We start from the raw sequence: 22611 nt of genomic DNA, 5'->3' as shown, positions 1-22611 counted from the left end.
AAGGTGTTTAGTATATTTTACTGCCCCAAAAGTGACGAAGAACCTATTTATCTTTTATTGTTATTTTAGTTCGGAGGAATGCATCATACCACATAAAGAAGTTATGAAAGGCTTCATTACATTACTTGTTATCCCTCATTACATTACTTGTTATGCGCCATTACATTATTTGTTATGAGGCATTACATTACTTGTTATGAGGCATAAGAAATGATGAAATCTCAATCTAATTCTGCCAACGGGTTTTCACTTAATAGGAGGCAAGAATATGTTGCAGGCTTCCGTTTGCTTCCATATCTCTTTTACGCTTCAGTGCCTCCAGATAATAGTAGTCGGCATAATTCAGAGGAACATCCACTTCCACGTGGTCGGGACAGCTGCCCACCGAATGCTTCAGCAGGAAGTAGTGGTTCTCGCCAATCCCGGCACGATAGGCGGGAGAGGACAAGGACTCCATTATCTTGTCTGCCGTATTCTTATACTCACGATTGTCTGAATAATAACTCAATTCGTAAAGAGCGGAAGCGATGACGGCAGCAGCCGATGCATCCCGCGGTTCATTAGGGATGTTTAAAGCGTCAAAGTCCCAATAAGGAACCAAATCGGTAGGAAGATTCAGATGGGTGAATATAAACTCGTACACCTTGTCTGCCTGTTTCAGATATTCCGGCATACGTGTATATCGGTACGCCATTGTGTATCCATAAATGGCCCATGCCTGTCCGCGAGCCCAAGCCGACTCGTCCGAATAGCCTTGTGCCGTGCAGCGGTTAAGCACTTTTCCGGTCTGAGGGTCGTAGTCCACTACGTGATAGGTACTTCCATCTTCGCGAAAATGATTGTTCAGGGTTTTGTCGATATGAGAAAGGGCTATATTATAATAGGTGGAATCGCCGGACAAACGGGTTGCCTCGAACAGGAGTTCCAGGTTCATCATATTGTCAATGATGACAGGGCATTTCCACCTCATCTGCAAAGGGCGTCCTTTGTCGGCATTCCACGACTGGATGATACCGGCTTCGGGGCGAAAACGCGTAGACAACGACTTGGCCGCCTGCACGATAACCGGCTTGTATTCTTCTTTGCCTCCCATGCGCAGCCCGTTCAGGAAACTGCAACCGACCACAAAGCCGATATCGTGGTGAGTGGTGTTATACTGTTCCTTGATCAGGTATTCCGTATAACTTTCTGCCTTATCTTTCCAGTATGGATCATCAGTGAGATTGTACAGATACCAAAGGCTTCCGGGGAAGAAACCGATGGTCCAGTCCCACTTCCGGCGGGCGTACACCATTTTCCCTTCGGCATCCACCGTACGTGGAATCAGCATCCGCTCACTCTCTCCCAGGGCATCTGTCTGCAAACGGTATTGTGCAGCAGCATGTTCGACATTTGTTTTTATAAAGTCATCGCCTCCCTTCACCTCTCCGCAAGCAACCAAGGAGAAAAGAGAAAGCCACATATACGCGCAAGATAGGATATGTCTTGTCATAGGTAGTCAGATAAATTGTTATTTCAAATTTCCTTTATTTCAAATTTCGTTAGTGCTACAAATATAATGAAGCAGATACAAAGAGGGCTATCACATACATACACGAAAAGAATCAGAATCATACAAAACGGCATGCAGAGCGAGAGATGAACAATTTTAGCACATAAAATGAACGAAATCCAACGTTCTACATACCTGCTGGATTTTACATTTACAGCAAAAAAAAGCTATATTTGCAAATTAATTCTGCTTTCGCAAATTAATTCTGCTTTTGCAAGCTCCGGGTTCATCAGCCACGAAAGTTCAAACCGCAGGACTGAGCGCTCGCGAAGCATTGATGAACGGTCAAGTCTCGGATTCTGTTTCCTGAACTTATGAAAGCGGACGGTAGCATGTATACCATAGGGATATGCCGAAGGAACGAAGTGAAACTGTCCGGCACATGCTTTAAGCACAGAAAGTCAAATTCGAAACTTTAATAAACATGCTTATTATTATATCCAAAATATGAAAAGCCGAATCAGCCTTATCTGCTGCTTTCTATGTCTATACATATGGGGGTGCAGGGCACAGAACATATCTTTCCACCATCTGACTACCGACAACGGGCTGTCACATAATTCAGTCATTTCCATCTATCAGGACGAGCGGGGATTCATGTGGTTTGGTACACGCAACGGGGTCAGCCTCTACAACGGAAAAGACTTCAAGATCTACCAGAAAGAGAAAAACAATCCCAACAGCATACTCTACAACGACATCTATCACATCACGGGAGACAAGAAAGGGCATGTCTACATCATGACCAACCGAGGCATCTCCGCCTACGACATGGAGAAAGGGCTGTTTACCCCTATTATAAAGAAGAACATAAGAGCCGAATTCTTTTCGGAACATCTGTATGCCGCCACATCGAACCAGATATTCAGATATGATGGCGAGAAGTTCGACTTGTATCATCAACTGCCTCACAAGGGATGCTCCATCCAAAGGCTCTATGTGCATAACGACTCCGTACTCATAGGCACCTCCAAGGGATTGTATATCCTCAGCCCCCAGCAGGAACTCACCCACCCCATCGAGGAAGGAAGCATTTCGGACATCATCAGAGACTCTTACGGATGCTACTGGATTACGACCAATTCCGGCCACGGAGTGTACTGCATGCAGGGGGAGCGGAGCACCAACTTCCGGTGCAAGACGGACGATCCCTCCACCATCAGTTCCAACTATACTCACAGATGCTGCGAGGACAAGCAGGGCAACATCTGGATAGGTACCTTCGAGGGACTCAACAAGTATGACCGGCAGACCGGAAAATTCACCCGATACCTGAAAGAAGAGAACAGCCGGAGCCTAAGCAACTCCTCCATATGGGGGCTGTATTGCGACTTGCAAGGCACCGTATGGGTGGGAACCTACTCAGGAGGCATCAACTACTTCAACCCGCAGAAGCAGATATACCGCGAATATCAGGCTTCGCCGAAAGAAAAAGAAGGGCTCAGCTCGCCCATCGTCAAACGCATGACGGAGGACAACGAAGGCAACCTGTGGATATGCACCGAAAAGGGAGGACTCAACAAATATGACCCGAAGACGATGACCTACCAATGGTTTGCCAACAAAAACATGCCCGACAAACTGGCGAAAGGAAACGTGAGGGCAATCTACTACGACTCCATACAAAAGGTGGTGTGGACCGGCGTACACTTGGAAGGGCTCTACAAACTGGACCTGAAGACCGGACACTCCGTCAACTACAAGTATGAGGCAGGGAAGAAGGGCGCCATCCCGTCCAACCAGATAGAAGACATTCTGCCCTATCAAGGACGGCTGATATTGGCTACCGACAACGGAATCGGGCTTTTCGATCCGAAGACAGGCACCTGCGAATCACTGTTTCACGACAAAGACATGTCCTACAATACCTCATCTACTTTAGGACTGACCCTCGACCACAGCGGCGTCTTGTGGATTGTAAACAACAACAAAGGAGCCTGCGCCTACCATCTCGACACCGGCAAGTTGTCCGTCTACAAGAACAAGAGTGCCAACAAGCAGAGCCTCAGCAGCAACAGCATCAACTCCATCTACGAAGACAGCCGGAACAGACTTTGGTTCTGCACCAACGAGAACGGGCTGGACCTGTATCGCAGGGAAACGGACGACTTCGAGAACTTCGACATGAACCGGAACGGACTGGCAAGCAACATCATCTACAACATCTGCGAACTGTCGCCCGACCGGCTGCTTGTGACCACCGACAAGGGATTCTCCATACTGGACCTGCCGCAGAAGCGCTTCAGAAACTACGACAAACTGCCGCTCAGCTGCATCAACGAGAATGCCCTCTTCAAGAACAGCCGGGGAGAGATATTCATCGGGGGCACCACCGGTATCATCTCCTTCTTCGAGAAGGACTTGGAGGAGACACCGCGCTCCTACCGCATCTACCCCTTCAGGCTCGTCGTCAACGGAGAAGAGATCAACATCGGAGACGAAGACGGCATACTGGCCAAGGACATCACCTACGCTCCCCCGATCACCCTCAGAGCCAATCAGAACATTTTCAGCATAGAGTATATCACCACCGACTACATCCCCTTCAACAAAGATAAAATCGTCTACCGCCTGGAGGGCTTCTCCAACACCTGGAGCAATCTGGAACAGAACGTCATCACCTACACCAACCTGAATCCGGGCAAATATACGCTGGTGGTCAAGGCCAAAGATGCGGACGAACGGCTGGTTCCGCCCAGCCGGCTGCAGATCGAAGTTCTGCCGCCCTTCTACCACACGGTGTGGGCCTACGTGCTCTATCTAACGTGCATCGCCGGCATCGCCTGCTACCTGGTGCGCACCTACTACCGCCGCATCCAGTTGCAAGAATCGCTGAAGTACGAGCAAAAGCATGCCGAAGACATCGAAAAGCTGAACCAGGCCAAACTGCGTTTCTTCACCAACATCTCCCACGAGTTCCGCACTCCGCTGACCCTCATCATCGGGCAGATGGAAATGCTGCTGCAGATGCGCTCTTTCGCCCCCAACATCTACAACAAGATACTGAAGGCATACAAGAGCAGCCTGCAACTGCGGGAACTGATCACCGAACTGCTGGATTTCCGCAAGCAGGAGCAGGGCTACATGACCATCAAGGTGAGCGAGCACAACATCGTGGACTTTGTCTACGAGCACTATCTCTTCTTCCAGGAGTATGCGGCGCAGCGGCGCATCACGTTCAACTTCGAGAAGAGCAGCGACTACATCAACGTGTGGTACGATGCCCGACAGATGCAGAAGGTCATCAACAATCTGATCTCAAATGCCTTCAAGCATACCAAGGCGGGAGGAACCATCTCCATCTCCATCCGGAAGCGGAACCGGGAAGTCCTGATCGAGGTGACCGACAACGGTTCCGGAATCTCCGCCAAAGACATCGACAACATCTTCACCCGCTTCTATCAGACGGAGCAGCAGGACACCCGGCTCCCGATAGGCACGGGCATCGGTCTGTCGCTCTCCAAAGGCATCGTCGAGCTGCATCACGGCAGTATCGAAGTGGCAAGCGAACCGGGCGAAGGTGCCACCTTCTGCATCCGCCTGCAAACCGGAAACGAGCATTTCGCCCCCGAACAGATATCGGAAACTCCGGAAACGTTCTCTTCCGACCCGTCGTCGTCCGTGCGGCTTCAACCGCCGCTTTGGTCGGAGAGGGAAGCGCCGCAGAATGATGTCCGCCTGAAAGAGGGGAAATACAAGATACTGATTGTAGAGGACAACAACGCCCTGCAGGAGATGCTGGCCCAGGTGTTCGAGGAGTTCTACACCGTCGTCACCGCCACCAACGGCAAGGAGGGACTGGAGAAAGTGCGGACGGAGAATCCGAACATCGTGCTCAGCGACATCATCATGCCCGAAATGTCCGGCACCGAGCTGTGCCAGGCCATCAAGACCAACTTCGAGACGTGCCACATCCCCGTCGTGCTGCTGACGGCCAAGACCACGGTCGAGCACAATCTGGAGGGGTTACGGCTGGGGGCGGACGACTATATCACCAAACCCTTCAACATCCATGTTCTCCTTGCCCGCTGCAACAATCTGGTCAACAACCGGATCATCCTGCAAGAGAAGTTCAGCAAACTGCCGCAGGAGAGCGCGCAAATGCTGACGGACAACGTGATGGACAAGAAGTTCATGGACCAGGTGATGGAGATCGTCGGGAAGGAGATGGACAACGGGGAGTTCAATGTAGACATGCTGGCCGTGCAGATGAACATCTCACGCACCAAGCTATTCTCCAAGTTGAAGGCTATAACCGGACAGACGCCAGCCGACTTCATCATGACCATCCGCCTGAAACGTGCCGCCTTCCTGCTGAGGAACAACATGGAGCTGAATATTGCCGAGATATCCGACATGGTGGGCTTCAACGTGCCGAAGTACTTCAGCAAGTGCTTCAAGGAGCGGTATCACGTCACCCCGCAGACTTATCGGAAGGGGAAAGAGAACGATCGGGAGAACGAGGAGGCGGAAGCGCCTGCCACGGATGACGCTGATTGACGCGGGGCGAGACGCAGATACTGACGCGGTCGGTCGAAAAGCGGTTCACGGAAACCGGTTAAATAAACTTAATGGATGGGCTGTTTTTTTGCCGTTTTTTTGCCGCTTTTTGGCCGCTTTTTGGCCGTTTTTTGGCCGTTTTCCGCCAGTACGCCGCCAGTACCTTGCCAGTCCTTACGACTGGTGTTAAAATGGGGCTATAGTTTTAACACAATGGCCCGACAACGTTACCGAACGTTAATCGGGCCATTTTTCCCTCCGTTATGCTTGCATTGTTGGACAGGCGTGTACAAGAGGACCACTCCACTTTGCGGTTCCCGCCCCCTACAATGCCATAAGATACTTCTTGAAGTCCGAAAACTTCCTGCTCATCGGCAGACTCTTCTTCTCGCCGCGCATAAAGGCTTGCAGCTTCGCCGGGATCTCCACTTTCTCCCCGATGATGCCCTCCACCGTGTCCAGGAACTTTGCCGGATGCGCCGTCTCCAGGAAAATACCGGTCTCGCCCGGTTCCAGTCCCTCTTTCAGGGCACGGAATCCGCAAGCGCCATGCGGGTCGAGCAGGTAATGGCACTCCCGCCACGTCTCGCGCATGGTCTCGGCAATCTGCCCGTCGGTGTAGGTCGCCCCGCTGACTTCGGCGGCAATGCGCTCATGACTGCCCCCGTAGAGGTCGAGCACGCGGGCAAAATTGCTCGGATCGCCCACGTCCATCGCATTGGCTATCGTGGCAACAGAGGGACGCGGCGTGTAGACACCCGTTTGCAGGTACTGATAGAAGATATCGTTGCGGTTGTTTGCCGCAATGAATCGCTTCACGGGCAGTCCCATCTGCTTGCCGAACAGTCCGGCGGTTATGTTCCCGAAGTTGCCGCTGGGCACGCAGATCACCGGATAAAAGCCCGTGGCCGTCATTTTCTTCAACTGCGCGTAGGCGTAGAAATAGTAGAAAGCCTGCGGCAAGAAGCGCGCCACGTTGATGGAGTTCGCGCTCGTGAGCAGCAGGTGCTCGTTCAGCTCACGGTCCATGAAGGCGGACTTCACCAGCGCCTGACAGTCGTCGAACGTGCCGTCCACCTCGAGCGCCGTGATGTTCCGCCCGAGGGTAGTGAACTGCTTCTCCTGTATCTCGCTGACCTTCCCCTTCGGATAGAGCACGTACACGTGGATGCCCTCCACGCCCAGAAAACCGTTGGCAACGGCACTGCCCGTATCGCCCGAAGTGGCTACAAGCACATCGACCTGCTTCTTCCCCTCCTTCCGGATGAAGTAGCCCAGCAGACGTGCCATGAAGCGCCCGCCCACGTCTTTGAAGGCAAGCGTCGGCCCGTGGAACAGTTCGAGAGAGTAAATCTCCTCCGTCACCCTGACCAGCGGGACATCAAAGTTCAGCGTGTCATATACGATCTGCTTCAATACATCGGCCGGAACGTCCTCGCCGAAGAAGGCATCCGCCACGCGGTAGGCTATCTCCTGAAACGAGAGCGTGTCGATCCGGTCGTAGAACTCCTGCGGCAGGGGCTTGATGGTGTAGGGCATGAACAATCCCTTGTCGGCTGCAAGACCGCGCACCACGGCCTCTTCCAGAGTGACGTCGGGCGCCTGTTTGTTGGTAGAATAATACTTCATGTCAAGTTTATATAAGATTCATAAATTCGTTGATAAATTCATCTTCCTTCATCAGACCGTAGCCTCCCTCGCAAGCCGACACTTCGTCGAATGCCTGCACGCTGTCCGGCTCGATGCCCGGATGCCAGACGAGGAAGGGCACCGGCTCGTTGGTGTGCGTGCGTAGCTCGCAAGGCGTAGGGTGGTCGGGCAGCACGGCGATGGCCACCGGTTCGTCCCACTCCTTCACCGCCTCATAGATGGGGCCTACGGCGCGGCTGTCCAGATTCTCAATCGTGCGGAGCTTGAGCGCCACGTTCCCCTCGTGCCCTGCCTCATCGCTCGCCTCGATATGCAGATAGACGAAGTCGTCCGTCTTCAGGGCTTCCAGTGCGGCGGCCACTTTGTTCTCGTAATTGGTATCATACAGCCCCGTGGCACCTTCCACCTCCAGCCGACGCAGCCCTGCATAGTAACCGATGCCGTTAATCAGGTCCACGGCCGAGATCACCGCCCCACGCTTCACCTGCGGGAACTTGTCCGACAGCCGCTCCATCCTCGGTCGGTAGCCCGGGCTCCAGGGCCAGATGCTGTTGGCAGGGTCTTTCCCTTCGGCCATGCGCTTCAGGTTCAGCGGATGGTTCTTCAGCAGCTCCTGCGAGCGCAAGATAAGGTCGTTGAGCAGGTCGGCAGTCTCCGCGGGACGCTCTCCCTCGGCAGCCGCCTTCACCAGCAACGGACGGAAAGGTTTCAGCGGCACGTCGTGCGGCGGCGTGCAGTCGATGCGCTTGTCCCCTCCCTTGACGACAAGCAGATGGCGATACTGCACACCGGTATGGAACCGGACACGTTCATTGCCCAGGTGTTCCTGCAGGTATTTCACCAGCACGTCCGCCTCTTCCGTCGTGATGTGTCCGGCAGAGTGGTTCTTGATGTGGTCTCCTTCGATGCAGATGATGTTGCAGCGCATGGCCATCTCGTCGGGTTGCAGGTCCACACCGATGCTGGCAGCTTCCAGCGGTCCCCGTCCTTCGTACACTTTCGGCAGATCGTAGCCCAAGACGGACATGTTCGCCACCTCGCTGCCGGGATGAAAGCCGTCGGCGACCGTCGCCAGCCGCCCCGTGCGCCCCATGCTCGCCAGCTTATCCATATACGGGGTCTTGGCGTACTGTAGCAAGGTCTTGCCACCCAGTGACTCTACCGCCCAGTCCGCCATCCCGTCACCCAAGATGATGATATGTTTCATTGGATTCAGGATTTTATGAGTTTATGAGATTCAGAATTCTATGAGTTCATGAGACTCAGAATTCTATGAGTTCATGAGACTCAGAACTCTATGATTTTATGATTCTATGAGATTCAGAATTCTATGATTCTATGATTTTGTGATTTAAGACTTAAACGTTGGCTATACTCATGATATCTGCAAATACGCCTGCCGCCGTCACACCGGCTCCGGCACCGTATCCCTGTATCATCATCGGATACTCCCGATAACGTTCCGTGGTCAGCAGGATGATGTTGTTGCTGCCCTCCAATCCGTAGAAAGGATGGTTCATGCCCACCTCCTGCAAGCCGACGGATGCCTTGCCGTCTTCCAGCTTGGCCACGAAGCGCCAGTGCTTGTTCTCGGCTTCCAGCACCTTGCGGCGTGCCTCAAAGTCGGCATCCAGGCTTGGCACCTTCTTCCAGAAGTCGTCCAGCGTGCCTTCGAAGAAGTCGTCGGGCACAAACAGGTTTTTCTCCACGTCCGACTGCTCTATCCTGTATCCGGCTTCGCGCGCCAGAATCACCATCTTGCGGATCACATCCTTCCCGCTGAGGTCGATACGCGGGTCCGGTTCCGAATAGCGCTCTTCCTGTGCCATGCGTATCGTCTTGCTGAAAGGAACATCGGCACTGATCTTATTGAAGATATAGTTCAGCGTACCGCTCAGCACAGCCTCTATCTTCAGGATCTTGTCGCCGCTGTGGATAAGGTCGTTGATGGTATTGATGATGGGAAGTCCGGCGCCCACGTTCGTCTCGAACAGATACTTCACCCCACGCTGGCGGGCAATCTGCTTCAGCTCATGGTAGTTCTCGTACTCCGAAGAGGCGGCAATCTTGTTGGCTGCCACCACGGAAACATTGTGCATCAACAGGTCTTTGTAAAGAGAGGCCACAGCCGCACTTGCCGTACAGTCCACGAATACGGAATTGAAGATATTCATATTGATAATCTCGTCGCGCAAGGTTTCCAGCGTGCTCGGCTTGCCTTTCTCCGCCAACTCTTTGCGGAAGTCGGTCAGTTCAAAACCGTCACGGCAGAACATGGCATGTACGGCATCGACAATGCCCACGATGTGCAACTTCAACCCGTTCTCCATCATCAGCTTCTGCTGCTGGCAGCGGATTTGTTCTATCAGGCTGCCTCCCACCGTACCGATGCCGCATATAAACAGGTTCAGCACCTGATACTCCGACAGGAAGAATGAATCGTGAATCACATTCAGCGACTTGCGCAGCGACTTGGCATCTACGACAAACGAAATGTTCGTCTCCGAAGCTCCCTGTGCACAGGCAATCACGTTGATACCGTTGCGTCCCAACGTGCCGAACAGCTTTCCGGCAATGCCCGGCGTATGTTTCATGTTCTCGCCTACGATAGCCACCGTAGCCAGGTCCTTCTCCGCCTGTATCGGAGAGATCTCTCCCATCTCTATCTCCTTGGCGAACTCTTCATTCAGCACCTCGCAAGCTAGGTCGGCATCTGCATTGCGCACACCGATAGAAGTAGAGTTTTCGGAAGATGCCTGAGACACGAGGAATACGCTGATACCGTTCTTTGCCAATGCCTTGAAAATGCGGTAGTTCACACCGATCACGCCCACCATACCAAGTCCCTGCACGGTAATCAGGCTCGTATCGTTGATAGAGGAAATACCTTTGATCGCCTTCGTCTGCGGGTCGGAAACTTCCCGTTTGATAATCGTTCCCGTTCCCTCGGGATTGAATGTGTTCTTGATCAGTATGGGAATGTTCTTGTGGCATACCGGATAAATCGTCGGAGGATAAACCACCTTGGCACCGAAGTTACAAAGCTCCGTCGCTTCCACATAACTCAATTCATTGATGGTATAGGCAGTGGAAATCACACGCGGATCAGCCGTCATAAAGCCATCCACATCCGTCCAGATCTCCAGTTGGTCGGCATCCAGTGCTGCTGCAATCACCGCAGCCGTATAGTCGGAGCCGCCGCGTCCCAGATTGGTCACGTCTTCCGTCTGCTTGTCCGTGGAAATGAACCCCGGCACTAACGAACGTTTCGGCAATTCTCGGAAAGTCTCGCGAATCAGTTCGTTCGTCAGGTCTGTATCCAGCACATGTTTGGCGTGCTTCTTCTCTGTCTTGATGAACTTGCGTGAATCGAACCACTTCGCTCCTGTCAGTTCGGCTACAATGATGGAAGAGAGACGCTCACCATAGCTTACAATCGTATCGGAAGTCTTCTGAGAAAGGTCTTTGATCAGATAGATGCCTTGGAAAATGTCTTTCAGTTCATTAAGCAACTCGCCTATCTGGCGTTGCAGCTCCTCCTGCGACGCACCTGCCGGAATCACTTCCTTGACCATCTCTACATGACGGTAGACAATCTCCCGAAACTCATTCTCATAGGCAGCATCACCGGCAGCAGCCATCCTTGATGTGTTAATCAGTTTGTCTGTGATACCACCCAATGCGGACACCACCACGATAACCGATTCTTCCACTGCTTCTACAATTCTCTTGACGCTTAAAATGCTGTTCGCGGAACCTACGGACGTTCCACCGAATTTAAGTACTTTCATTTCCTTCTATAATTATTGATAAGGTTGATACAATGTTGTCGGAAACAGGGTACAAATGCCTGTTTTGACCTGAATTTAAATAAGAAAAACAACTGAAAATAGTGTAACACGTAGAAACACAAATACTATCCATCAACCCCTAAGGGTCATGGTCATGCACATGGATGTGACTGTATGCGGATAGTACTTGTTCATACTTTCTGTTTCTTGTTTTATTGATAAGTGTCGCAAAAGTAATAATAAAAACATTCAATCTATCACTTTTTGCTGTTTTTTTGTTATAAAAACGCAGAAGACTATGACAAGAGGCCTGAATATGCAGGGAAGTGAAGTGACATTTTCACACTACAGCAAGGCAAAAGCTATATTATAAAAGCATAGTTTTCTTACACTTTGCTATACATTTCAAGATATATTAGTATATTTGCACTAAATTACCACAAGAAAATGCGTATGAACCCAGATAAGACTTCCATTTTGCTAATCTACACCGGTGGAACCATCGGAATGATAGAGAATCCTGAAACAGGTGCTTTAGAGAACTTCAATCTTGAGCAACTGAAGAAACATGTACCGGAACTGAAAAATCTCACATTCCATATCGACACTTACCAGTTCGACCCGCCAATGGATTCTTCGGATATGGACCCGGACGCCTGGTGCAGACTGGTACACATCATCAGCGAGCACTATGACCATTATACGGGTTTCGTCATTCTGCATGGCACCGACACAATGGCTTATACCGCATCCGCTCTCAGCTTCATGCTGGAAGGTTTGAGCAAGCCTGTCATTCTCACCGGCTCGCAATTACCCATCGGAGTACTCCGCACGGACGGCAAAGAAAACCTGCTGACCAGCCTTGAGATAGCCGCAGCACACGATGATGAAGGCTATCCGCAGGTTCCCGAAGTATGCATCTTCTTTGAGAACCATCTGATGCGTGGTAACCGTACCGTCAAGATCAATGCCGAGAACTTCAATGCATTCCGTTCATTCAACTATCCCGTACTGGCAGAAGTTGGTATACATATTAAATATAATAATGTGCAAATCCGCTTCGACCGAACCGGACGGAAACTGAAACCACATTATCTGTTGGATACGAACGTTGCCGTACTAAAGCTCTTTCCGGGTATTCAGGAGAATGTCTTATCGAGCATATTGGGTATTGAGGGATTGAAGGCAATAGTGCTCGAAACCTACGGATCAGGCAATGCTCCCCGCAAAGAATGGTTCATACACCGCCTGCAAAAGGCAAGCGAACAGGGAATCGTGATTGTCAATGTCACCCAATGTAGTGCCGGAATTGTAGAAATGGAACGTTATGAAACCGGCTACCAATTGATGCAGGCCGGCGTGGTATGCGGTTACGACAGTACGACGGAATCTGCCGTCACCAAACTCATGTTCCTGCTTGGACATGGATACAGCCCCAGTGAGGTACGAAAACGGATGAGTATGCCGATGGCAGGAGAAATCACAGTCTGAACGGACGCTCTCTTATAGGAGGATGTGTCATAATGAGTTTTTGACACATCCTCAACTTACTTTAGCCTACGCTTATTTATCATACGCCTATTTATCATACACCGCATCGCGGAGTTGCCGCAAAGCCTGCTCTAGGACCAAACGAGGACAACCGACATTCAGACGCATAAACCCTTCACCGGGCTTACCGAACATGGTCCCGTCATTCAGAGCCAAATGTGCCTTCTCGGCAAAGAGACGTGCCAACGCCTCCTGACTCAATCCCAATTTCCTGCAATCCAGAAAAACCAAGAAGGAAGCTTGTGGACGTATCATGCTGATGGTCGGGATATATTCTTTCAGGTAGTTCTCTGTGAAATCTATATTCCCTTTGATGTATGCAAGCATCTGTTCCAGCCATTCCGCACCTTCCTGATAAGCGGCAGCAGCACCAATATAAGCAAGCAGATGCCCCTCACAGAACTCTCCGGCTTCCATGAACGTCTGAAAGCGTTCGCGAATAGCAGGATTGACAGTGATTGCATACGAACTGCCCAATCCCGGCATATTGAAAGCCTTGCTGGGAGCCATGAAGACGAGTGAATTGGCCGCTGCCTCTTCGGACACTGTAGCAAAAGGATGATGCTTATAAGGAGGCAAAGTCAGGTCGGCATGTATTTCGTCGGAGATGACGAAAGTGCCGCTATCCCGGCAAATCGCCGCAATCTCTCTCAGCTCTTCTATCGTCCAGACACGTCCTCCCGGATTGTGGGGATTGCAGAGGATGAGTACTTTACAGCCTTGTATGTCTTTGCGGAAACGGTCGAAATCGATATGGTACTGCCCATCGCGCAAATCCAAAGGAGAATAAACCGCTTCACGTCCCAGACGTTCTGTCACCAGGAAGAAAGGATGATAGACAGGCGTCATCACCATCACCCTGTCGCCGGGTTCAGTGAAACACTGCAAGGCAAAAGCCTGACCACGGACAATGCCAGGCACGAAAGTCAGCATCTCACGGGTTATCTCCCACTGATGGCGGTTGTGTAACCACGCACAAATAGAGGTGTACCACTCTTCGCAAGCAAAAGTATATCCCAGTACTTCATGCTCCAGACGCTTACGCAATGCATTCATCACAAAAGGAGGCGTACGGAAATCCATGTCTGCCACCCACATGGCGAGCAAGTCATCACGTCCCCATACATTCTTGACACCGTCCCACTTCACCGAATCAGTGCCGCGGCGTTCTATGATTTCATCAAAATCGTATTTCATTGTTCTGTCTTAATTTATTATATTGGAAAAACCACAAAAACAGCTGCATCCCATACTGCATGCGACACAATCAGTGCCCCCAGTTTATGCGGATATAACCTATAGGCAAGTCCCCAAATACCGCCAACCACCAAAGCGGCCATCACCAGCATGAAGTTAAACGACCAGATATGCACCAGCGCATAAACCAGTGTCGTCACAATAAAGCCTGCATTCGGATTCCAACGTTTGGACAGTGCATTTTGCACATACCCTCGCCAAAAAATCTCTTCCGCAGGTCCTATCAAGATAAGTAGCAGAATGGAGAGTAGCCAAGGGCTTTCCCCCGCCTTCATTCCGTAGATAAGCTCCACCTGCGGACGGGCAAAAGAGAAGAGCCAGGCAGAAACCTTGTCGCCTACCCAAAAGATTCCCCAAAGCGCTGCTGCCAATGCCACACCGCCTGCCAGATTCCTCCAGTCGAACTTCACATCTTCTGCCCACCACTGCGGACGAAGGGCAAAAGCCATGTTCATCAATACAATGGCCGAAAAGCTCATTGCCGTCCAAAAATTGAATACTTCGCTGGTCCAAGGAGAGAACATAAAGAACCACAAGAAAGCAGCTACCAACAAAGGAATAACTATTTGTCTCATATCATATTAATGATTATTCATTTCCTATTCTTCTGTTCAAAAAGTTACCAAGAGTTAGAAGGAACTATCCTACTCATGTTTTTATCATATCCCTTGATTATATTAGACAATATATCGAATAAGTTTTTAGGACACTGATTCTCAATCACCCTGTTTCTTATTCTGTATAAACTCTATTATATCTTGAATTTTATATTTTGAATTGTATTATATAAGGAACGTCACCGCGAACAATAGGCTGAACAGAAGTTGCAACTTCGCCGTTTTCTCATCCAGATTGGATATCGCGCAGATCCCCTCTTTCGGCAAACGCCACATGGCGCGGGCATTGGCCACAGCTGGCAAAACTCCCAGCATGACCAGCAACGACCAATAAGAGAAATACCCCAGCACCACACAAACAACTACCCACAGCAACGGGAAAACGATCTCGAATATATAAAGATAGACATCTGTCTTCTTACCCAACTTCATCGCAAGGGTACTGATCTCTGCACGCATGTCGGTCTCTATGTCACGGGTATTATTGGCATGGAGTATGGCTACTGTTATCAGTCCCACCGGCACCATAATCAACAAAAGATCGGACACGAACTCTCCCATGACAACGTAAGACACTCCCAAAGCCGGCAATATGGCATACGCCACAAAGATGACAGCGTCTCCGAAAGCACGGTATTTCAACCAAGGATATCCTAACGAACAAACTGCTCCCCCAACTCCTATCCAGAGTAAAGGCAGTCCCGTTCGCAACACCAGCCAAAGTCCAATAGCCACAGCCGGAAGCAATAATCCCAACGCCAGATTGCGAATTTCTACCGGAACAAACTGCCCGCTGGTCAGTGTCTTCACGCCAAAAGTATCTGTCCGATCCACCCCACGCTTGAAATCAAAATAATCACTCCATGCATTGCCTGATGCATGGAAGATAATGATACCCACCAGCGCCAGCACGCCATTTTGCAAATTTGTCACACCATATGCCCAATATAAATATGCCAATGTCACAATCACCGGCATTGCAGATGCCGGAAACGACCAAGGGCGCACGGCAATCAACCAATCTTTCAAAGAATGTTTATCCATTGTTTGTTCATTTATGCGAATCTGTAACCCATTCGGTCACCTTCGCAAATAATCTATTAAAAAATTAAAATCCCACAAACAATAACCTGGTTATTGCCCTATCCACTCAAGCTGAGTGGTCGCATACCCAATTATCATTTATTTGCGCGCAAAAATACGAATTATCCTCGTTTTTCCGTATTTTTGCACACAAGTAAAATCGAAAGAGTATGATTAAAGCCCTGTTTTTTGATATAGACGGCACATTAGTAAGCTTTGCCACCCATAACATTCCTGAAACAACTATCGAGGCCATCGCTGCCGCCAAGGCAAAAGGTATACGGATATTTATTGCCACGGGACGCCCCGCAGTCATCATCAATAACGTCTCAGCCCTACAGGACCGCGGATTGATAGACGGTTACATCACCATGAACGGCGGATATTGCTTCACTGGCAAGACAGTGATTTACAAAAGTGCCATACCCGCCACCGATGTACAGAGGTTGGCACAAATCTCTGCGCGAGAACACTTCCCCTGCATCTTCGTCAGTGAGCATGACATTTGTGTCTGCCAGCCGGACGACAGGGTGAAGAAGATATTCAACGAGTTTCTGAAAGTGGACATCATTCCCGAGAAGACTCCCCAAGAAGCCATTGGACAGGAGATATTCCAAATGACACCGTTCATCACCCAAGAACAGGAACAGGAAATCCTGCCCCAACTATCTGGATGCGAAGCCGGACGATGGTTTCCCGCTTTCACCGACATCACCGCCAAAGGAAATACCAAGCAAAAAGGCATAGATGAGATCATCAACCACTTCGGCATCCGCCTGGAGGAGACAATGGCATTCGGCGACGGAGGCAATGACATAAGCATGTTGCGCCATGCTGCCATCGGCGTAGCTATGGGCAATGCCGCAGACGACGTGAAGATACATGCCGACTATATCACCACCTCAGTGGACGAAGACGGAATAGCCAACGCCCTCCGGCATTTCTCCATCATATAGTCTTTACCATTTTTTAATGATAAATCTTCCATCCTCTTGGCTCAAGCGATAGATACCAACAACAAAGAGTTTCAGGATGCCCTGAACCTCATACAATATACCCGACAGTCCGTCTTCCTAACCGGAAAGGCGGGTACGGGTAAATCTACTTTTCTGAAGTATATCTGTCAGAATACCAAGAAAAAACATGTTGTACTGGCTCCCACCGGCATTGCCGCCATCAATGCCGGAGGCAGTACCTTGCACAGTTTCTTCAAACTGCCTTTCTATCCCTTACTGCCCGACGATCCGAACTTGAGCCTGCAACGAGGACGTATCCATGAGTTCTTCAAATACACCAAGCCGCAACGGAAATTGCTGGAAGAATTGGAGCTTATTATCATAGACGAGATCTCAATGGTGCGTGCCGATCTCATTGATGCCGTAGACCGCATCTTACGTGTCTACTCCCGCAACTTGCGCGAACCTTTCGGCGGAAAACAACTTCTATTGGTAGGTGACGTCTTCCAGCTCGAACCTGTAGTGAAAAGCGACGAACGGGAAATACTGAACCGATTCTATCCCACCGCCTACTTCTTTTCGGCAAAAGTATTCAGCCAGATAGACCTCGTCTCCATCGAGCTCCAGAAGGTCTACCGCCAGACAGACAAAGTCTTTGTCGGCGTTCTGGACCATATCCGCAGCAATACGGCAGGCAGTGCCGACCTGCAACTGCTCAACACCCGCTACGGCACCGACATCGAAGAGCATGAAGAAGATATGTACATCACCCTCGCCACCCGCCGCGACAACGTAGATTACATCAACGATCGGAAACTTGCCGAATTGCCCGGAGTTCCCGTAACCTTTCACGGCGAAGTCACAGGCGACTTTCCGGAAAGCAGCCTGCCCACCTCACGGGAGCTGGTATTGAAACCGGGAGCACAGGTCATCTTCATTAAGAATGACTTCGACCATCACTGGGTGAACGGCACCATAGGCGTAGTCAGCGGCTTCGACGAAGAAGACGAAACCCTCTACATCATCACCGATGACGGGAAAGAGTGCGACGTCAAGCCGGAATCGTGGAAGAACATCCGCTACAAATACAACGAAAAGAAAAAGGAGATAGAAGAGGAAGTACTCGGCACCTTCTCGCAATTCCCCGTACGGCTGGCATGGGCCATCACCATCCACAAAAGCCAGGGACTGACCTTCAGCCGGGTCGTTATCGACTTCACCGGCGGCGTATTTGCCGGTGGACAGGCTTACGTAGCCCTCAGCCGATGCACCTCGCTGGAAGGCATCCAACTAAAAAGACCGGTCAACCGCGCCGACATCTTTGTACGCCCGGAGATAGTCCATTTCTCCGAACGCTTCAACAACCGGCAAGCCATCGACCGGGCACTGAAACAGGCGCAAGCCGACGTAGATTATGCCGCCGCCTCCAAAGCTTTCGACCAAGGAGACTTTGAAGAGTTCCTCAACCATTTTTTCCGAGCCATACACTCCCGGTATGACATCGAAAAGCCCGCTGTCAAACGGCTCATCCGTCGGAAATTAGGTGTTATCAACAAGCTGCGCGACAGCAATGAACAGCTAAAAGCGCAAATGACAGAACAGCAAAAACGCCTGCAAACCTACGCACGGGAATATTACCTGATGGGTAATGAATCCATCACCCTTGCCCATGATGTCCGCTCCGCCCTTGCCAATTATGACAAAGCACTGGAACTCTATCCAGAATACACCGATGCATGGGTACGTAAAGGAGTCACCCTCTTCAACGATGGCAAGTGCCTGGAAGCGGAAGAGTGCCTTACCCGTGCCGTGAAGCTGCGTCCAACGGAATTCAAAGCCGTCTACAACCGTGGAAAAATACGCCTGAAACTACAAAAGACAGAAGCAGCCATTGCCGACCTGGACAAGGCCACCACCCTGAAACCGGAACATGCCGGAGCACACGAGCTTTTCGGCGATGCCCTGATGCAAGCCGGCAAAGAGATGGAAGCCGCCCTACAATGGCGGATTGCCGAGGAACTACGCAAAAGGAAGAAATGAACAATTACTTTGAAAATAAGAAACTTATTTCTTACTTTTGTACGTTCATATATCAATCCCCATCCATTATGCTGCTGAAACTTTACGAAAAGAACAACAATCCCCAACATCTGCAACAAGTGGCAGACATTCTGAACGACGGCGGACTCATCATCTACCCCACCGACACCATGTATGCCATCGGCTGCCACGGACTGAAAGAGCGTGCCATCGAACGCATCTGCCGTATCAAGGATATCGATCTCCGAAAGAATAACCTTTCCATCATCTGCTACGACCTGAGCAGCATTAGCGAGTATGCCAAAGTAGATAACCGCACTTTCAAACTGATGAAGAGAAACCTGCCTGGCGCCTTCACCTTCATATTGAACGGTACCACCCGCCTGCCTAAGATATTCCGCAACCGTAAGGAGGTCGGCATCCGCATGCCCGACAACGCCATTATCCGGGAAATAGCCCGCATACTGGACGCCCCCATCATGACCACCACCCTCCCCTACGACGAACATGAGGAGATAGAGTATTGCACCGATCCTGAGCTGATCAATGAAAAATTCGGCGATCTTGTCGATTTGGTGATCGATGGCGGCATCGGTGGCACGGAGGTTTCTACCATAGTCGACTGTACCCGCGGAGAAGCTGAAATCATACGCCAAGGAGCAGGCTGGTTAGACGAAGAATAAAATTCGGCTTCCGGCATCTATTTCCAAACCATTTGCATCTCTTATCTGTTTCTTTATAGAAGAAATATAGAGACCTTATGAGTACAAAGGAGAAATATTGGAAATATTCGCTGATAGTCATCATAGTCGGGCTGGGAATCATTCTTTTTGAACAAATAGCCCCATTCATCGGCGGTTTGTTGGGAGCTTTGACCATCTACATCCTGGTAAGGAAACAGATGGTGTATCTCTCCGACAGACGAAAAATAAGACGTAGCATAGCTGCCGCCCTCATCACGGCAGAGGCGATTCTCTTCTTTCTGGTTCCTCTTGGACTGGTCGTATGGTTGACCGTCGTCAATCTGCAAAACATCAATCTAGACCCGCAAGCCATCATAGCCCCCTTTGAGGAAACGGCAAACATCATCCAAGCCAAAACCGGATACTATATCTTGGGAAAAGACACGGTCGCATACGTCATCTCCCTCCTTCCCTGCATCGGGCAAGCCATCATGGGAGGCATCAGCAGTTTCACCGTCAACATCTTCGTACTGGTCTTTGTGCTCTATTTCATGCTGATTGGCGGCAAGAAGATGGAACAATACGTCAACGAACTGTTACCGTTCAACGCCACCAATACGCAGAACGTCATCAACGAAATCAACATGATCATCCGCTCCAATGCAATCGGCATCCCGCTGCTTGCCGTCATACAAGGAGGAATAGCTATGATAGGTTATTGGATTTTCGGTGCCCCTAACATCCTGTTTGCCGGCTTCCTGACCTGCTTTGCCAGTATCATCCCGATGGTGGGTACGGCATTGGTCTGGTTTCCGATAGCCGTTTACATGGCATTGATCGGCAACTGGTTCCAAGCTATCGGACTACTCATCTACGGTGGTGCGGTCATTTCGCAACTCGACAACCTGATACGTTTCATCATACAGAAGAAGATGGCAGACATCCATCCACTCATTACCGTTTTCGGAGTGGTAATCGGACTCTCCCTTTTCGGCTTCATGGGCATCATCTTCGGACCGTTGCTCCTTTCCCTGTTCTTTTTGTTCATAGATATGTTCAAGAAGGGATATCTGGAGGAAGGGAAACAATATAGTTCATAGGCGGCACGCTGACATTATTGCCTGATTTCCCACTCATTTTCTATCTTCTCCACCTCGTCTCTCATCTCCTTGATGGCGGTGGAGTAGACCTTTGGCTCCTTCGTCAGCACAATCCGTTTCATCTCCTCGAACCGCTCCCGGTTCCGATACTCCGGTTCCGCATAGAGCTTGGCCAGCAGGTAATAGGGGTAAATCCTACCCGGCAGCAGGTGAACGGCAGACAGATAGTACGCCTCAGCCTGCCAGTAGAACCCCATCGCTTGGCAATTCTTTCCCATCACGTTCCGTATCATGGGGGCGTTGCTACGGTAAGTGGCGGCACGTAATATCCAGTCGGATTCCTCATAATTACCCGACTTATGCAGGCTGTGGCCGTATTCGAACAGGAATGCTCCCCGGTCGTCCAATGCCGGACGGATTTCCTCATAAGCTTTCTGCGCTGCGGCATGGCTTCCCAGCTGATAAAGCATCCGGGCATGTGCCCACTTCCGGCAGGCGTCTTCTTCCTGTTTCCATTTGTCTCCCAAGCCTGCTACCGATACGGCCAGCCAGGCACCCACGATAAGGAATTTACCGATAAGGATTCCCTCACGGCAGGCAATCAACAGGAAGACTCCCGCCATCATAAAGCCCGGTATATGCATTGGGTAGGAAGAAAAGGAGAAAAGGAGCAAGGACAGAAGTGCCCCGCATACCCCGTACTGCCTGTACATCACCCCTATCCGCAAGTACATGACAATCATGCACAGCAGTATGATGGTGAGCGGCAGGCTTATGTTCAACGCGCAGTCCAGATATTCATTGAAGGCATATTCGGGACTTCCCGCCACACGTTCTTCCCATGCGGCATAGTTTCCGCTACTGAAATACTTTTCCTGTGCCTCCCCGTAGGCGTATGCGAATCCCCAAGGGCATCCCCAAGGATGTTCGGCGATGGCACGGCAGGCAATCTTCCACAGGAACAGGCGCCCTAATGCCGAATCGGGTTTCAGAAAGAAAACGCCCGCGCCCGCCAATGCTAACACAAGCACCCCCGCCGTTCCCCAGGCGAGATAACGTCTCCAATATTTCCGCCACAAATATTTCCACTTCCGCTTCTCACGATGCATATATGCCACCCAGGCGCAACCCACCGTAGCGGCAATCCACGCCGAACGGCTCATCGTGGCGGGAAGCACACACAGGACAAGAAGCCCTGAGATACCTGCGATCCCTATCCCCGCTTGCCGGAAGATATGCTTCTTTTTACACTTGGATGCGTGTAAGTAACAATGCAGGCAGACAGGCAACGCCATCGCCAGATATCCTCCGTATGGGCCGGGGTTAAAGAAAGAACCCGTAAGGGCATACAACGAATGCCCGGAAACCGAGAAACCGTATAACTGCCGCAAGCCCCACACCGCCTCAACGCCTCCCAACAGCACGATGCTCCATGCCACAGACTTCGAGAAATACTGGAAGCACAGAATCTCCGCCCAGGAATCTTTCTTGAGATACTGTACCAGGCAGGAAGCGATCACGCATCCTGCCGAAATCCATACACCTTTCCCGAACCACATCCACTGCCCGACGGTCTCTCCCGCCGGAAGTTCGGGAGTGACCGCACATATCATACACAGCAAGGAGAAGACAGCAACGAATTGCAGGACAATGACTGCAATTTCTCCGATATCATATATCCACCTCTTTCCCGTATATACCCATTTCTTTTCCATAATGTCCTCCCAGTGTCAATGTTGTTGTATATACTTGTCCAGGCTGTCCGTGCTTGACAGACCGATCTTGTTCTTGATGCGCTGCTTGGCTTTTATCACAGACACAGGAAGGATAT

Annotated in this window: 14 protein-coding genes and 1 pseudogene; 6 read left to right on the top strand and 9 right to left on the bottom strand. The window is 50.6% G+C overall.

The annotated features are described in order from the left end of the window. Positions 1 to 250: 250 nt before the first annotated feature. The gene (locus tag QZ323_RS12130) at positions 251 to 1462 is read right to left on the bottom strand and encodes a glycoside hydrolase family 88 protein (RefSeq protein ID WP_294634957.1); all 1212 of its coding nucleotides are present in this window, start codon (positions 1460 to 1462) and stop codon (positions 251 to 253) included. A 537-nt stretch (positions 1463 to 1999) separates the two neighbouring features. On the opposite strand from QZ323_RS12130, the gene QZ323_RS12125 reads away from it, so the two are divergent. Then, a complete protein-coding gene (locus QZ323_RS12125) occupies positions 2000 to 6052 on the top strand; it encodes a two-component regulator propeller domain-containing protein (protein WP_294634956.1) in 4053 nt (1350 codons plus the stop codon). A gap of 324 nt (positions 6053 to 6376) precedes the next feature. Here the strand turns inward: QZ323_RS12125 and thrC are convergent, their stop codons facing one another. The 3 genes from thrC to thrA form a co-directional block, all read right to left on the bottom strand. Beyond that, positions 6377 to 7681, bottom strand: coding sequence for a threonine synthase (thrC, locus tag QZ323_RS12120; RefSeq protein ID WP_294634955.1), 1305 nt, complete (start codon positions 7679 to 7681; stop codon positions 6377 to 6379). 7 nt (positions 7682 to 7688) lie between these two features. Continuing rightward, entirely contained in the window at positions 7689 to 8909 is a 1221-nt protein-coding gene (locus QZ323_RS12115) for a cofactor-independent phosphoglycerate mutase (RefSeq protein WP_294634954.1), read from the bottom strand. A 151-nt stretch (positions 8910 to 9060) separates the two neighbouring features. Beyond that, positions 9061 to 11493 (bottom strand): bifunctional aspartate kinase/homoserine dehydrogenase I, encoded by a 2433-nt coding sequence (thrA, locus tag QZ323_RS12110; protein WP_294634953.1) that lies wholly within the window; start codon positions 11491 to 11493, stop codon positions 9061 to 9063. Positions 11494 to 11946: 453 nt separating this feature from the next. Between thrA and QZ323_RS12105 the strand changes: the two genes are divergently transcribed. After that, positions 11947 to 12984, top strand: a complete 1038-nt coding sequence (locus QZ323_RS12105; RefSeq protein WP_294634952.1) for a type I asparaginase — start codon at positions 11947 to 11949, stop codon at positions 12982 to 12984. A gap of 87 nt (positions 12985 to 13071) precedes the next feature. On the opposite strand, the gene QZ323_RS12100 is transcribed toward QZ323_RS12105, so the two are convergent. The 3 genes from QZ323_RS12100 to QZ323_RS12090 all read right to left on the bottom strand — a co-directional run bounded on the left by QZ323_RS12100 (position 13072) and on the right by QZ323_RS12090 (position 15962). Next, the gene (locus QZ323_RS12100; RefSeq protein ID WP_290099559.1) at positions 13072 to 14241 is read right to left on the bottom strand and encodes a PatB family C-S lyase; all 1170 of its coding nucleotides are present in this window, start codon (positions 14239 to 14241) and stop codon (positions 13072 to 13074) included. A 17-nt stretch (positions 14242 to 14258) separates the two neighbouring features. Further along, positions 14259 to 14876 carry a type II CAAX endopeptidase family protein gene (locus QZ323_RS12095; protein WP_290099560.1) on the bottom strand — a complete coding sequence of 206 codons (618 nt, stop codon included), beginning with the start codon at positions 14874 to 14876 and terminating at the stop codon, positions 14259 to 14261. A gap of 207 nt (positions 14877 to 15083) precedes the next feature. Continuing rightward, positions 15084 to 15962: a prenyltransferase gene (locus QZ323_RS12090; protein ID WP_294634951.1), complete on the bottom strand. Its 879-nt coding sequence runs from the start codon at positions 15960 to 15962 to the stop codon at positions 15084 to 15086. A 209-nt stretch (positions 15963 to 16171) separates the two neighbouring features. Between QZ323_RS12090 and QZ323_RS12085 the strand changes: the two genes are divergently transcribed. From QZ323_RS12085 to QZ323_RS12070, 4 genes are all read left to right on the top strand, one after another. Further along, a complete protein-coding gene (locus QZ323_RS12085) occupies positions 16172 to 16957 on the top strand; it encodes a Cof-type HAD-IIB family hydrolase (protein WP_294634950.1) in 786 nt (261 codons plus the stop codon). Positions 16958 to 16993: 36 nt separating this feature from the next. Continuing rightward, positions 16994 to 18997: a tetratricopeptide repeat protein gene (locus QZ323_RS12080; RefSeq protein ID WP_294634949.1), complete on the top strand. Its 2004-nt coding sequence runs from the start codon at positions 16994 to 16996 to the stop codon at positions 18995 to 18997. 68 nt (positions 18998 to 19065) lie between these two features. Continuing rightward, complete coding sequence (locus QZ323_RS12075) at positions 19066 to 19680, top strand: L-threonylcarbamoyladenylate synthase (RefSeq protein WP_294634948.1); 615 nt, start codon at positions 19066 to 19068, stop codon at positions 19678 to 19680. Positions 19681 to 19757: 77 nt separating this feature from the next. Next, positions 19758 to 20780, top strand: coding sequence for an AI-2E family transporter (locus QZ323_RS12070; protein ID WP_294634947.1), 1023 nt, complete (start codon positions 19758 to 19760; stop codon positions 20778 to 20780). A 14-nt stretch (positions 20781 to 20794) separates the two neighbouring features. On the opposite strand, the gene QZ323_RS12065 is transcribed toward QZ323_RS12070, so the two are convergent. Further along, a complete protein-coding gene (locus QZ323_RS12065) occupies positions 20795 to 22495 on the bottom strand; it encodes an O-antigen ligase family protein (RefSeq protein WP_294634946.1) in 1701 nt (566 codons plus the stop codon). A 15-nt stretch (positions 22496 to 22510) separates the two neighbouring features. Further along, positions 22511 to 22611, bottom strand: a pseudogene (locus QZ323_RS12060) (helix-turn-helix transcriptional regulator); the annotation flags it as partial.

The organism is uncultured Bacteroides sp. (genome assembly GCF_910585845.1).
Taxonomy (GTDB): domain Bacteria; phylum Bacteroidota; class Bacteroidia; order Bacteroidales; family Bacteroidaceae; genus Bacteroides.
The sequence above is the reverse complement of the archived record's forward strand: the minus strand, read 5'-3'. Positions and strand labels throughout refer to the sequence as shown.

What these genes read in the sequence shown, in the direction of transcription:
- QZ323_RS12070 (WP_294634947.1), top strand. Translation starts at nt 19,758, where the DNA reads ATGAGTACAAAGGAGAAATATTGGAAATATTCGCTGATAGTCATCATA.
- QZ323_RS12105 (WP_294634952.1), top strand. Translation starts at nt 11,947, where the DNA reads ATGAACCCAGATAAGACTTCCATTTTGCTAATCTACACCGGTGGAACC.
- QZ323_RS12075 (WP_294634948.1), top strand. Translation starts at nt 19,066, where the DNA reads ATGCTGCTGAAACTTTACGAAAAGAACAACAATCCCCAACATCTGCAA.
- QZ323_RS12115 (WP_294634954.1), bottom strand. Translation starts at nt 8,909, where the DNA reads ATGAAACATATCATCATCTTGGGTGACGGGATGGCGGACTGGGCGGTA.
- thrC (WP_294634955.1), bottom strand. Translation starts at nt 7,681, where the DNA reads ATGAAGTATTATTCTACCAACAAACAGGCGCCCGACGTCACTCTGGAA.
- QZ323_RS12095 (WP_290099560.1), bottom strand. Translation starts at nt 14,876, where the DNA reads ATGAGACAAATAGTTATTCCTTTGTTGGTAGCTGCTTTCTTGTGGTTC.
- QZ323_RS12125 (WP_294634956.1), top strand. Translation starts at nt 2,000, where the DNA reads ATGAAAAGCCGAATCAGCCTTATCTGCTGCTTTCTATGTCTATACATA.
- QZ323_RS12100 (WP_290099559.1), bottom strand. Translation starts at nt 14,241, where the DNA reads ATGAAATACGATTTTGATGAAATCATAGAACGCCGCGGCACTGATTCG.
- QZ323_RS12090 (WP_294634951.1), bottom strand. Translation starts at nt 15,962, where the DNA reads ATGGATAAACATTCTTTGAAAGATTGGTTGATTGCCGTGCGCCCTTGG.
- QZ323_RS12065 (WP_294634946.1), bottom strand. Translation starts at nt 22,495, where the DNA reads ATGGAAAAGAAATGGGTATATACGGGAAAGAGGTGGATATATGATATC.
- QZ323_RS12130 (WP_294634957.1), bottom strand. Translation starts at nt 1,462, where the DNA reads ATGTGGCTTTCTCTTTTCTCCTTGGTTGCTTGCGGAGAGGTGAAGGGA.
- QZ323_RS12085 (WP_294634950.1), top strand. Translation starts at nt 16,172, where the DNA reads ATGATTAAAGCCCTGTTTTTTGATATAGACGGCACATTAGTAAGCTTT.
- thrA (WP_294634953.1), bottom strand. Translation starts at nt 11,493, where the DNA reads ATGAAAGTACTTAAATTCGGTGGAACGTCCGTAGGTTCCGCGAACAGC.